Raw genomic sequence first — 13396 nt, 5'->3', positions numbered from 1 at the left:
GGCGATGGTCCCGGTTCCGGCCGGACCGTCCGAGCCGGTCGGGTCGGCCTCGGTCGACCCCAGCGTGTCGGATTCGTTCGCGCTCCCGTTCGTCACGGGTTCGTCGACCGGGTCGGCGGCGTACGTCAGCCGCGTCGTCACCGGGTCGTCGCCGGTCCGGTTCAGTCGCTCGTCGTCGACACGGAATCCGGCTTCGAACGTCTCGCCGTCGGCGGGCGGCGTTTCGGTACCGAACGCGGTCTCGCCGTCGGCGACCAAGAACAGACCGGTGCGGTCGAGGTGGACCGTCGATTCGTTCGGGACGGGTCCGAGCGCATCCCCCTCGGTAGGGTCGGTGGCTTTGCTCGCGTTCGTCCGGGTCACCCCGAAAGAGAGGCCGTCGAGCCGAGCGAGGTCTGCGCCGCGGTCCAGCGACGCGTTCACGGCGGCCGGGAGACCGGTCAGTCCGGTCGCGTTCACGCCGTAGACAACCGTGTCGTTCGCGCTGGCGGTCGTCGCCGCCGTGAGCGTTCCGTCGGCGATCGCATCGCGGACCGCGGTCGCGTTCTCGAAGTCCCCGGGAACGGCTTCGCGCGTGGTGTACGCGGTGAGATCAGTTGTCGACCGCGGCGTTATCGTGACCGTTGCGGTGTCGTTCGCGGCCGCAGTGCCGTGTTCCGACCGCACCGTCACGTCGTACGTCCCGGGTGAGATCGGATCGGTGTTACCGGTGATCGACTCGACGCTGACACCGGACCCCGTCGTGACGAACTCCGACGGCGAATCCGGCGACGCGTACGTGTTGATTGTAATAGGTGTCGGACCTGTATCGGTCGTCGTGAGGTTGAGCGTGGTAATGTTACCAGTTGAAGAGGACAGTGAAACTGAGGATCGAGGATACGTTGAATTGATTGATAAATTAAGATAGCCACCATTGAATAGTTCTTGGCCGTAATTAGTAAGAACTTCTGGCTTTTTTGCCTCAACAACATCCACTCCCTGAGTAGCGATCACACCTGCGTTTGGGTCATACACTGTCACGCTATAATTTCCGGACTGAGAAACAGGGATAGATCTGCTAGCACTAGAATTTCTGTCAAACAGAATCTCATCACGATATACCACAGAACTTGAATTTGTCACGTTAAGAACTGCTCCACTGCTTGCCCCCTCCTGCTCAATATGTACCAGTATCGGAGAATTTTCTGCTGAATCAGTTGCCTCAATATTGATTTTGGGTTTAATTAGTTCGATCGTAGTATTTTGAGATTCAGATCTAGAACTCAACGAGTAATGTCCGGTCTCAAGCATATCCGTACCAAATTCATAGATTCTGGTTACATCTGTTGTATTTATTCTTCGGACAATACTTCCATCTGCTTTGGAAAGGAGATATTGTGTTTCATTTTGTGATTTGAATCCAATATTCGAGCCCTGATTGATCGTATATTTTTCGTTATCAGAGACTATCGTAGCGATACGAGTAGGCGAATTATAGCTATTATTGAGTGGTGTACTATTTGATTTAGAGATGATATTTTCAATTCGGATATGTTCAATTGGAGAAGACATAACAGACTGATTTGATATATTTACATATAAGATGCTATCTTCCACGTTATATTTTTGATTATGGTCGTTAAGTCGGATCTCTGTTGTATTGTTATCTAAAAATCGAACACGGATCTGGCCTTGTGATTCAGATATGTCTGTATTAAATTCAAATAGAAGTGTGCCATTGTGGTCGCTTCCAGTTTGAGTTTTGCTAAGGTGGAACGGACCTCCTACAAGTTGAGCAGGTACTGAAATATTAATTGTTGCTGTGTCCACGGCGTATATTGTGTCGGATCCATCCTTATTCTGCGGAGAATGTATACCAATAAGAACATCCGTTTCACCCCTGATATCCGTACCGCTGAGAGATATGTTTTCACGGGGTAAATCCACGGTTCCAATTTTTCGTCCAACACTACCATCATGATTTTTCTCCCAAATTGTTACAGAAGAATTAAATTTTAATCTGTTATTAACAGAGTAGTTATACAGAATTGATTCCGTTGTCTCGTCATATGCCCCGGTTTTAACGTTAATAGACAGTGGAGAAGAAATTTTGAATTCGGCAGATCTTCCCATTCCACCTTCTCTGGCGGTATAAGAAATTTCCCGATTTATTTTCGATCCGTTTCTCTTATATAGACTAACACTTGTCGTATCGATATTATCGATATAGAGGTCAAATAGTCCGGATTTTGGAATTACGGAGTTGGCGATGACAATCGTTGCATCTGAACTATTTGGTTCCTCTATGTACACTCCAGAATTCTTTGTCTCTTTGTCGGATGTAATTCGGTATGAGGTCTCATTGTGATCCAGTTGCGCTCCGGAAGCAACGAGATCTCCCACATGAACTTTGACAGGACCACTAGTCTGAGCCACTTCAATATTGGAAACTACTTGCTCTTCATCTGTCCCCACGTCAAGATCACTTACGCTATCTACGTTAAATACTATGCCAGATGCCACGATTGTCCCTGAGTTTATTAGTATTACAACGGAACCGATCACAAAGCAGACAACAATACCGACCGACACCCATCGAAGCGATCGCATCCGGATCATAGCGAAGGAGCCACGAATGCCAGAGCAGTCGCTCTCGGGGCAACGCGGGGTCGAGAGGGTTGACCCGGTGCCCGCGAAGCGCCGCTTGTCACACCGCGGGATATCTCACTCGGGCCGATCGCTTATAAGTGACTTACGGAGCCGAAAGCTTCCGATCGAGAGAATAATCGCAGGATGATAGCCCGTCCGTCGAAAAGATACGCAAGTATTAGGTTCTCAGCCGCGAGTTGACATCCTCCCCGCGCTAAAGCGCGAGGATTCCCCGAAGGGGATATTCAGGTTGCGCGTTTCCTCGGGGTTCAAGTACGCTTTCGCGTGACCCGTCGAAGGTCGCCACCGAGTTGTGACCAACGGTGTGCTTTCCAGCGCGTACAGCCCTGTCAATGGGGCCTTCCTCCCCGCAATCTGCGGGCGTCAATGACGACTGGTTTTTCAGCCAGCGAGGTAGCACGGTTCGCCTCACCTGAGGTGTTAGGCCGTACATGGTTCTCCCTCCCGTTGTGCGATGTTCTCCGAAGCGTTCAGGTCGGCGTGGCGTCCGCGACCGCACTCCGAACACGAAAAGTGGTCCCCATCACGGGTTCCCATCGAACCACAGACCGAACACTTCTGACTGGTGTGATACGCATCGACCTTCTCGACACGAATACCAGCGTATTCGGCCTTGTACGTGATGAACTGTTGGAGTTGGTGGAAATGCCACGAGTGAACGCCCGACCACGAACTGTTCTCGCGGATGCCTTCGAGGTCTTCCATCCGAATGACAGGGTTCTCGAATTGTTCCGCGAACGTGATGAGGCGACGGGAGAGTTTATGATTCAGGTCTTTGATTCGACGCTGTTCTTTGTCACCCACGCGGTTGCGTGCGCGAAGCGCACCCGCTTCCGAAAGCGAATCGCGTAGGGAACGATATTTGCGTCGAACGTACTTCGCCTCACCACCCGACACCAGCATCGACTCGTCCTCACCGTAGGCAGTCGCAGCGAGGATGTGACGCTCACCGATATCGATACCGATGGGGGTCTCACCCGACGTGTCGGCGTCGTATTCGATGTTGAACGTACAGTACCAGTCGTCGCCGCGACGATAGATCTGTAGACGGGTCTTGTCAGCGTCCCCCTCGACCAGTCGGTCTACGGGGTCGACAATGTCGTCGTACACTTCGATAGGCGTGTACCACCATTGGGAGACGCACGGGAACCCGACGACAACCGAGCCATTCTCGGTGGTGTCGATCTCCCAGTTCTGGTTGTTGACGGCGAACGGCTGACTCTCTCGGTAGCGAACCGCTCCATCCTTGCTGTGGTCGGATTTCGCCTCTCGGATGGCTTGGTTTTGAATGGCCGAGTAAAGGTCGTTGTCGATGCTGGCTGTGGTCACGGATTTGCCGAAGTCGCCGTTCTCCCATCCGTCGATACAGAACTGTTTGGTGTCACGGTAGAGTCGAGAGGCATGTTGCCACTCCCTCCGCCGTGAGAGAGATGGGTTGTGGAACTTCGCGGTGACAGTCACCGTGATCATTACATTTGTAACTGAGTACGCCCTATTAAATATCTATCGGAATATCAGGCTATGCTATCGTCGGCAGTTTGTGTAGTCAATTATCGGATTCATCCCCGCCCTGAAGGGCGGGGCTTTCTCCTTGATTCTCCGTAACACAGAAGTGCGAGGAGGGGGCTGCCGGGAAGTCGCCGAGGCGGTTAGTGCTCGATCGATCCCATCATCGAGAGCAGCTGTTCAGACTGATCGATTTCCTGCGGGTGGACGCCGACTGTCACGATGACGTCATCGCCGTCCTGAACGGTGGCGATGTAGACGAGGACGGGAACATCCTCGACGGAACCACTTTGGTTGCTGGCGTCGTTGACGTCCGCGCTGACGGTCGTTTCGAGGATCGAGACGGTGGTCTCTTCGCCCAGAATAGTCTGTGTCTCTTCGCCGGCCTCCTCGATGTCGTCCGTTTGGATCTCGGTCCCGTTGCCGCCGATCCCCTGCTGGTCGATCTGGTCGAGGAGCCGTCGGATGAGCTCCGCGCCCTCGACTCTGACGAGCGGGTTGACCGACTGTCCGGCAACCGACTCGTTCGGGGTGCTCGCCACGAACAGCGCCGACCCGATCTCGTCGTTGGTGTACTGGGCGACCCACGTCGTCGCCGACACCTCTACGTTCACGCCGGTGGCGTTGAACTCCCGATCGATAGAGAACGATTCCGGCTCCTGACCGGTGAACCCGTCTGCGTACGCGCTCTCGGGAATCCGTGCCGGCTCCGCGTTGAGGTCGAGGTTCTGGTCTTGGCCGGCGCACCCGGCGACGGCGACCGAGGTCGACGCGGCGAGTGCCGCGAGCAGCCCACGTCGATTCATACGAGTACGTAGGTCAGTACGCTTCTTTAAGACTATCGGCGCAGATATCGGTCCCGAGAACGCCGCAGCCGAAGGCACAAAGTTCACGTCGTGGCGCACGCGACGTGAGGCAAATGGAACGCCGAGGACAAATAGGGCTGGTGGAAGCCCTCTTCTTAGATGTCGTTCGCCTCCACGAGACGTGGATGGAGATCGTCTTCCCACGACAGCTCGACCCGAGCGCGGTCCTGGGGAAGTGGAAGCCCGAAAGCGCCGTCCAGTCGATCGGCTATTACCTCTGGGCGGTGCTCGGTGCGCCGCTCGTGGCGGTCGCGTACCCCCTGCTGCTCGTCGGGTTCGCCACGCGCTACTACGCGGCGAAGCTCGACTCGGCGGTCACCCGCATCGGAATCGCGGGTGCCGTGCTCGTCTCCGCGGTCGCCTGGGGGACGCTCACGGTGATCACACACCTCCAGCTTCCCTTCGACGCGGTGATCGCGGTCGGCGCGGCGAGTACGGTGGCGGTCGTCTCGGCTGCCCTCGCCGCCGGCTTCTCGAAGCTCGGCGGCCGGTTCGTCAGCGTCCTCCTCGCGTACCCGTTCGCGATGACGGCGCTGTTCTTACCGCCCGTCGTGGCCGCGCTCGTCACTCCCACCTTAGAGGAGCTGATCCTCCCGCCGAGCTACGAACTCGCGCGGTGGATCCTTGACACGTTCCTCTCGGTCGGTGGGATCAACGAGACGCTCCGCGGCGCGTTCGACCTGGAGACGTTCGGCGAACAGTGGGGGACTACCCGGGTTGGGGTACGTCCTGATGTGGCTCGGCATTTCGGTGCCGCTCGGCTGGTTCCTCGGGCTGCTCGTCGCGCTCGCGAACCTGATCCGACCGACGTCGGACGCCTGAGTCGATCGGCGTCGCGCACCCGGTCCAGCCCGCGTCCGGCCCCAAGCGGAACCGTCTGGCCGACTGTGCGCGGTCGCCGCCAGTCCACGCCGGAGTGAAATGGGACCGCGGCGGATCGGAATCGTGTCACTCGAACACTCGCACGCGCCCGACTTCACGCTTGAATCCACGTCCGGCGAGACCGTCACGCTGTCCGAGACCCTGGCGGACGGGCCGACGGTCGTGTTGATCAACCGCGGTCACTGGTGTAGCTTCTGTGCGGAACAGCTCCAGACGTTCAGCGAGGTCTCGTACGACCTCTGGTTCAACGACGGCGTGGACGTGCTCCCGGTCGTGACCGACCCGATCGGTCCGCTCACCGAGATGCGCGACCGGTACGACCTGGACATCCAGTTACTCGCGGACCCGGACGGCGAGGTCGCGGACCAGTACAGCGGGACGGAGGAGACCGAGCGGGGCGTCACCGGGATCGCCGCGACGTACGTGGTCGACGGCGACGGCGACGTGCGGTACGAGCAGGTCGCCGACAACCCCGGCGACCGCACATACGGGAACTACGTCCGCTACTTCGTCCGCCAGGAATTCTCTGACCCGTTCGACGGGTGACGCCGAGCGGTTCGTTCGACGGGTGACGCCGAGGCCGTACCGCGTCGACACGTGATCAGGAGTCGTCGTCGACTCGCTCGGCGGCGGTCCCGAAGGAGAGTTCTTCCTGCTGTCGCGCCTTACGCGTCTCTCGCTCCGCGATCGCCTCGGGATCCGGACTCGCGTCGTCGTCGATCCGCGCGACCGACCCGTGGACCTTCGCGTGACACCAGCGACACAGGCCGACGGTGATCTCGTGCGCGTCGTCGCCGTCGTACGAGAGGTGGTGTTCCTCCACGAGCGGGCGGGCGTTCTCGTGAGCCAACCGCACGTCCCCTATACCGCACCGAACGCACGCCTTTGCGTCGGTCGTCGATCGGTAGTGGGGACACGCGCGCCACTCGCCGTCGGCACCGACGTGACAGTCGTAGCCCTCGGCACGGCGGTCGGCCGAGAACTCGGGGTCGTCACTCGCTCGGGTCAGCGCGAAGCGGCATCGGCCGTCGTCGGTGAGGTGGTCGCAGACGCCGGCGACCTCGTACGGGTCGTCGACGCCGACGGGGGTTCCGTCGGGGGTGCGCTCCATGGGATCGGGTGGCGGCGGATACACTTCAATTCGGTCGGACCGACGCGTCGATCCGACCAAGACTCGGACGAGACTGGCAACGTCGTGGGCGCGACTCAGACGAGGCTGGCCCCGTCGAAGTCGGTGCGCCCGTAGTCGATGTCGAGCAGTTTGAGGAGGGTGGGCGCGACGTCGAGGAGGTCTGCGTCCCTGACGGCCGCGTCGGGGTGGTCGACGAACAGCGCGGCGTCGCCGAAGGCGTGCATCCCGGTCCGCGGCCCGTCGGCGTCGAACACGCCGTCGTTCGGGCGGAAGCCGGCCTTGAGGTCGAACCCGTCGTTCGGCACGACGACGAGGTCGGGCGCGATAGCGGCGTGGTCGCCCCGGAACGCGGTCTCGCGGTCAACGACGCGGTCGGCGACCGGGTTCCCGTCGGGACCGGTCCACGACTCCAGCGCCTCGCGGAGTTCGGCGCGCGTCTCCTCGTACTCCGGCTCGGGGACGACGCCGTTGGGCTCGCGCCCCTCGACGTTGAGATAGAAGCGGCCGGGGACGAGCGAGTACGCGCGGGCGTCGTCGTCGATGTCAGCGAGCGCGTCGTGGTCGTCGTCCTCGTAGGAGAGCCACCCCTCGCGTTCGAGCCACTCGTTACAGTAGACGTCGTAGTCGAGTCGGGTGAACCCGTGCGTGGAGCCGACGACGAGCGTGACATCGTTCGGGAGCGCCTCGCGGATCGAGCCGATGTGCTCGTCGAGCGCGGCGTGGAAGTCGAGCAGTTCCTCGCGGTACGTCCCGCCGTCCTCGTAGTCGCTCCACAGGAAGTGGTTGACGCGGTCGGGGGCGGTGAAGACGCCGACGAAGAGGTCCCAGTCGTCGCGCTCGACGTACCGCTCGAACGCCGCGGCGCGGGCGTCGAGGGTCTCGCGGGCGTGTTTCAGGAACGCCGTCTTGTCCGCCTTGTGGCCGAGCTTCGCGTTGACCGACAGCCGGTAGTCGCTGCCGGTGAGGTACTCGCGGAGTTCCTCGGGGTGAGCGGCCGCGTCGAGGTCGGGCGAGAGGTAGCCCGAGACCATCCGCTGGACGGTCCGCTGCGGCGGAAACGTGACGGGGACGTTCAGCACGGTCGCGTCGAGTCCCGCGTCGGTCGCGCGGTCCCACACCCGCGGGGCCTGGACGTCGCGCCCCATCGGCACGTACGTGTCGTAGGAGCCGACCTCGCGGTCTTGGAAGCCGTACACGCCCGTCTCGCCCGGGTTCTTGCCCGTCGTGAGGCTCGGCCAGCACGCGCTCGACTCCGCCGGGAGAATGCTGTCGATACCGCCTCCCCCGCCGCCGTCCGCGATCGCCGACAGCGTCGGGAACGTCTCCGGGTTGTCGGCGACCAGCCGGTACGAGAGGCCGTCGATCCCGATGAACGCCACGCGCGGGGTGTCACTCCCTCGCAGCCGGTCGAAGAGGCCCATACCCCCCTATCCGCGGTCGGAGGCAAAAGGATTGACATCGGCGGGCGAGAGCGAGGGGCGAGCGGCCCGGACGCGGGTGCGGTCGTCCGACCCGTCGAACGCCGCCGCCGGACCCACATACACAAGTGGATTCGGTGGGAGGTGCGAACGATGACCCCGGAGCCCGTGCGGGTGCTGCTCGCGGACGGCGACGACCGGTTCGCCGACGCGCTGAGCGACGCGCTCGATCGGGCCTCGGGAGCCGCGATGATGTCTCGCGTCCGCGGCCATGCCGCCGCCGTAACCGCCGTAGAGACCGAACCGTACGACTGCGTCGTCACCGAGTACGACATCGACGGCCCGGCGGGTGGGACCGACAAAGACGACCGGAACGGGGCCGAGGTCGACGGCGCGACGAGCGGACTCGACGTCCTTCGTCGCGTCCGCGAACGCGACCAAGCGCTTCCCGTGTTCCTCGTCACCGGAGCGGGCAGCGAGCAGGTCGCGGCCGCCGCCGTCAACGCCGACGCGACGGGCTACCTCCGGAAGGGGGAATCGCCGGGGGACGACGAGAGCGTCACCGAGACGCTCGCGGAGCGGATCGGCAGCGCGGTGGCGGCCTACCGGTCGGAGTCGCAGTCGCACGCGTTCGGCGAGGACCGAGCCGAGATCCTCGATCGGATGGCGGACGGGTTCATCGCCGTCGACGGCGACGATGCCATCACGTACCTCAACGCGCAGGCGGCCGCGCTCGCCGGTACGGTCGACGGGCGCGGACGCGGAGCAGACGGGACAGAGACCCGGGGCGACGACGCGGTGTCGGGCGATAAATCGGTCGACGCGGACGCGCTCGTCGGGACGAGCCTCTGGGAGGCGTTCCCGAACGCGGCGGGGACCGAGTTCGAGGCCGCATTCGAGCGCGCCCGGGAGACCGGCGATCCGACCGAGGCACAGACGTACTACGAGCCGGCCGCCAGCTGGTTCGAAGCGCGGATCTACCCGTCCCCGACCGGCGTCTCGGTGTACTTCCGCGACGTCACCGAGGCGGTCGAAGAGCGAGAGGAGATAGAGCGCCGGGAGCGGGTGATGCGCCGTCTCTACGAGATCATCTCGGCGAAGGACGACCCGTTCGAGGGGAAGGTCGAGAAGCTGCTCGCGCTCGGACGCGACGTCCTCGGCGCGGAGTCGGGGCTGCTCTCGCACGTTCAGGGGAACCGGTACGTCGTCGAGATCGCCGACGACGCGACCGGATCGTTCGAGGCGGGCGCGGTGGTCGACCTGTCGGCGACCAACTGCGAGCGCGTGGTGTCGACGGAGGCCTCGCTTCAGGTACACGACATCGCGTCGGACCCGGACCTGTCCGCGCGCGCCGGGTTCGTCCAGCAGGGCATCTCCTGTTACGTCGGCGCGCCCGTGGTCGTCGACGGCGACGTGTACGGGACGTTCTGTTTCTACGACCGCGAGGACCGACCGGTCCCGTTCTCCGAGTGGGAGGCGACGCTGGTCGACCTGATGGCTCGCTGGGTCGGGTACGAGTTAGAGCGCCGGGAGACCCAAGCGGAGATGCGCCGCGAGCGCGACCGCCTCGACCAGTTCGCGAGCGTCGTGAGCCACGACCTCCGAAGCCCGCTCAACATCGCAGCGGGCAACGTGGATCTGGTCCGGGAGTCGGTCGACGACGAGCGGCTCGACACGACGGCGAAGGCGCTCCGTCGGATGGAAGAGCTGATTGCGGACGCGCTCTCGTTCGCCCGGCTCGGCGAGCGCGTCGTCGACACGGAGGCCGTCGACCTCGACCGCGTGGTCGATGAGGCGTGGACGACGACCGCGACCGGCGACGCGACGCTGGACGCGGCGGCGCTCGGGACCGTCGTCGGCGACGCTTCCCGGGTCCGGACGCTGTTCGAGAACCTGTTTCGTAACGGCGTGGAACACGCCGGCGACGCCCCGACCGTCACGGTCGGCTGGGACGACGACGATGTCCTCTACGTCGCCGACGACGGGCCGGGGATCCCGGAGGCCGACCGCGAGCGGGTCTTCGAGACGGGGTACACGACGAGTCGAGAGGGACGGGGTTCGGACTCGGCATCGTCAAGGCGGTGGCCGAGGCCCACGGTGGACCGTGCGGGCCACCGCCGCGGACGGCGGCGGCGCGCGGTTCGAGTTCGGAGACGTGGTCCGCCGCCGAGAGGACTGACCGCCGCCGGGACATGACGGGTCCGATCCGCGCACCGCCGACTCGCTCGGGAGGCTTTTTGTCCGTGACTCGCCGAAGGGTCGACATGGAGACCCGACGCGCGCTGCTCGTCGACGCGTTCGCCGCGGAGCCGCTGGCCGGGAACGCCGCCGGCGTCCTCCTCGACGCCGAGGGACTGAGCGACGACCAGATGGCCGCAGTCGCCGCCGAACTCGGTGCCTCGGAGACGGCGTTCCGCACCGACGAGGACGAGACGACCGAGGGCGGGGAGGCGGTCAACACGGTCGACGGCGGGGAGCCGGTCGACGACCGGCTCCGCTACTTCTCGCCGACTACGGAGGTCGACCTCTGCGGGCACGCCACGATTGCGACGTACGGGGCGCTGTTCGCCGAGGAGGCTATCGACGGGGGCGAGCGCACGCTCCGCACGAACGTCGGCGACCTCACCGTCGCGGTCGACGACGACGGGACCGTCTGGATGCGACAGCAGGCACCGAGCGTGGAGGTCGTCGACGTCGACCTCGGTCGGGTCGCGGACGCGCTCGGGATCGACCCCGCCGCGCTGCGCGACGTGGGCGCGGACCTCCCCGTCGCGGTCGCATCGACCGGGCTTCCGTTCCTCGTCGTCCCCGTGAACTTCCTCGAACGGCTCGGCGAGGCCGACCCGGACGACGAGGCGATCGAGCGCCTCTCCGAGGAGTTCGACGTCGCGGGCGTGTACGCGTTCACCTTCGACACGCTCGAAGGCGACTCGACGCTCCACGGCCGGGCGTTCGTCCCGTCGCTCGGGATCTCGGAGGACCCGGTCACGGGCACCGCGAGCGGCGCGGTCGGGGGATACCTCCGGCACGTCGACGCGTTCGACGGGGACGAGCCGGACGAACTCCGCTTCGAACAGGGCCACTTCCTCAACCGCCCGGGGTACGTCCGGGTCCGCATCGAGTCGGATGGGGTCCGCGTCGGCGGGCAAACGACCGTCTCGCTCGACGGCGAGATCCGGATCCCCGACGACGAGGACGACGAGATCATCGAAGCGTGAGCCGTCGCGGCGGTCGCGCCGCGGACCGAACGTTTAGCATCACTCGCGGCGTACGAACCCCATGGAATTCGACCTTCCGCGCGCGGCAGCGATACTCGTACTGATCGTCGCGATCGGCGCTGGCGGCCTGATCGGTGCCGGAATGATGCCCCTTCAGACGACGCTGATGATGGTCGTGCCGTCGATGCTCGTCTTCGGAGCGGTCGCGTTCGCGCTCGGCGTGAAACACGGCGAGTTCCGGTCGGCCCACGCCTGATTGCGGAGCGAAACCGACCGCCGTCCGACCCGGATCCGAATCACGACGCTTTTGAAACGGCGACGCGAACCCGGAGCCGTGCTGCCCGGGTCGCCACTCGTCGAACTGCTGTTGATCGCCGGCGGCGTCGCCCTCCTGTACGTCGGTGCCGAACTGCTCGTCTCCGGCGCGAGCGACTTCGCGCTCGCCGTCGGGCTGAAGGCGTCGACCGTCGGCGTCACCGTCGTGGCGTTCGCGACGACGGCCCCGGAACTCTTCGTCTCCCTGCTCGGCGCGGTCACGGTGTCGACCGACATCGGACTCGGCGCGATCGTCGGCTCGAACATCGCGAACATCGGGCTGGTGTTGGGCGTCTCCGCGCTCATCCGCCCGCTCGACGTCTCTGACACCGTTTTCCGCCGCCACGTCCCGTTCATGGTCGTCGCCGCGCTGCTGCTCGTCGGTCTCGGCTGGGACGGCCGGATCGGACTCGTCGACGGCGTCGTGCTGCTGGCGGCGCTCGTCGCGTTCACCGCCGCGGTCCTCCGGAACGTCCAACAGAACCAGTCAGCCATCTCCGAGGCGGAACGGGACGAGATGCCGGACGCGAAGGCGCGCGACGTCGCGGCCGTGGTCGGCGGAATCGTCGCGCTCGTCCTCGGTTCGCGGTGGCTGATCAACGGCGGCGAGTCGCTGCTGTCGGCCGCGGGCTTTTCGGACATCTTCATCGGCCTCACGGTGCTGGCGCTCGGCACGTCGCTGCCGGAGCTGGCCGCGAGCGTCGTCGCCGCGGTGCGCGGCGAGGCGGAGTTCAGCGTCGGCAACGTGGTCGGCTCGAACATCTACAACGTCCTCGCCGTTATCGGCATCGTCGCCGTGGTGACGCCCATCGGCGTCTCCCCCGCCGTCCGCGGGTTCGAGTTCCCCGCGCTGCTCGCGTTCACGGCCGTCGCGGTCGGAATGATGGCGTACGGCGAGCGGATCACCCGCGTCGACGGCGCGGTCCTCGTCGTCGGCTACGGCAGCTTCGTGTACCTGTTGCTGCCGTAACGGGGGCGGGGACCCCATAGTACGGACCGGAGACCCGCAGTACCGCGACCGCGCCGCGAACCGACGGGTATTCGGTCGCGCGCGGCCGAGTCGGGAGCGTGATAGCGATCGTCGTCAGCCGTGCCGACAGCGCCTCGGCGCACATCGGCGAGCGGCTCTTGGAGGTCGGCGACTGGGAGGCCCGCGAGGACGGTTCGCTGCCCGACTCCGAGGGTGGCGGGACCTACTACCGGACGGAAGGGTTCGAACTCCGCGAGTTCGACGACCTCCACATCCACCTGTCGGACCCGGTCGCCGCGTTCGACTGCGACCCGGCGTTCCTCGCGTTCGTCTCCAGGCACTCGGGCGAGACCGGGGAGCTCCTTACCGCGCACGTCACCGGGAACTTCGGCGGGGCCGAGTACGGCGGCGAGCCGGAGTCGCTGGCGCGGGCCGCGCCC

10 protein-coding genes and 2 pseudogenes are annotated in these 13396 nt (G+C 63.9%); 7 read left to right on the top strand and 5 right to left on the bottom strand.

What is annotated here, in order from left to right; translation table 11 throughout:
• From BN903_RS17400 to BN903_RS08475, 3 genes and pseudogenes are all read right to left on the bottom strand, one after another.
• A pseudogene (locus BN903_RS17400) lies at positions 1–792 on the bottom strand (hypothetical protein); the annotation flags it as partial.
• A 2277-nt stretch (positions 793–3069) separates the two neighbouring features.
• Positions 3070–4119, bottom strand: coding sequence for an RNA-guided endonuclease TnpB family protein (locus BN903_RS08480; RefSeq protein WP_048077336.1), 1050 nt, complete (start codon positions 4117–4119; stop codon positions 3070–3072).
• 179 nt (positions 4120–4298) lie between these two features.
• The gene (locus tag BN903_RS08475) at positions 4299–4961 is read right to left on the bottom strand and encodes a DUF6517 family protein (protein WP_048077335.1); all 663 of its coding nucleotides are present in this window, start codon (positions 4959–4961) and stop codon (positions 4299–4301) included.
• Positions 4962–5101: 140 nt separating this feature from the next.
• On the opposite strand from BN903_RS08475, the pseudogene BN903_RS08470 reads away from it, so the two are divergent.
• Positions 5102–5843 (top strand): annotated as a pseudogene (locus tag BN903_RS08470) (hypothetical protein).
• Between the two features lie 99 nt (positions 5844–5942).
• A complete protein-coding gene (locus BN903_RS08465; protein ID WP_048077334.1) occupies positions 5943–6449 on the top strand; it encodes a redoxin domain-containing protein in 507 nt (168 codons plus the stop codon).
• 55 nt (positions 6450–6504) lie between these two features.
• Here BN903_RS08465 and BN903_RS08460 read toward each other — a convergent pair whose 3' ends face one another.
• Positions 6505–7014, bottom strand: a complete 510-nt coding sequence (locus BN903_RS08460) for a hypothetical protein (RefSeq protein ID WP_048077333.1) — start codon at positions 7012–7014, stop codon at positions 6505–6507.
• A 95-nt stretch (positions 7015–7109) separates the two neighbouring features.
• Complete coding sequence (locus BN903_RS08455; protein ID WP_048077332.1) at positions 7110–8456, bottom strand: alkaline phosphatase family protein; 1347 nt, start codon at positions 8454–8456, stop codon at positions 7110–7112.
• A gap of 150 nt (positions 8457–8606) precedes the next feature.
• Here BN903_RS08455 and BN903_RS08450 point away from each other — a divergent pair, with 150 nt between their 5' ends.
• The 5 genes from BN903_RS08450 to BN903_RS08430 form a co-directional block, all read left to right on the top strand.
• On the top strand, positions 8607–10649 hold the full coding sequence (locus tag BN903_RS08450) for a GAF domain-containing protein (RefSeq protein ID WP_052334947.1): 2043 nt from the start codon (positions 8607–8609) through the stop codon (positions 10647–10649).
• Positions 10650–10717: 68 nt separating this feature from the next.
• Complete coding sequence (locus tag BN903_RS08445; protein WP_048077331.1) at positions 10718–11671, top strand: PhzF family phenazine biosynthesis protein; 954 nt, start codon at positions 10718–10720, stop codon at positions 11669–11671.
• 61 nt (positions 11672–11732) lie between these two features.
• Positions 11733–11927 carry a hypothetical protein gene (locus tag BN903_RS08440; protein ID WP_048077330.1) on the top strand — a complete coding sequence of 65 codons (195 nt, stop codon included), beginning with the start codon at positions 11733–11735 and terminating at the stop codon, positions 11925–11927.
• A 78-nt stretch (positions 11928–12005) separates the two neighbouring features.
• On the top strand, positions 12006–12956 hold the full coding sequence (locus BN903_RS08435; protein WP_048077329.1) for a calcium/sodium antiporter: 951 nt from the start codon (positions 12006–12008) through the stop codon (positions 12954–12956).
• Positions 12957–13054: 98 nt separating this feature from the next.
• Positions 13055–13396: D-aminoacyl-tRNA deacylase (locus BN903_RS08430; protein WP_048077328.1), on the top strand; the 342-nt coding region annotated here is incomplete at its 3' end.

It is taken from the genome of Halorubrum sp. AJ67 (assembly GCF_000513435.1).
This window is presented reverse-complemented; position numbering and strand designations above follow the sequence as displayed.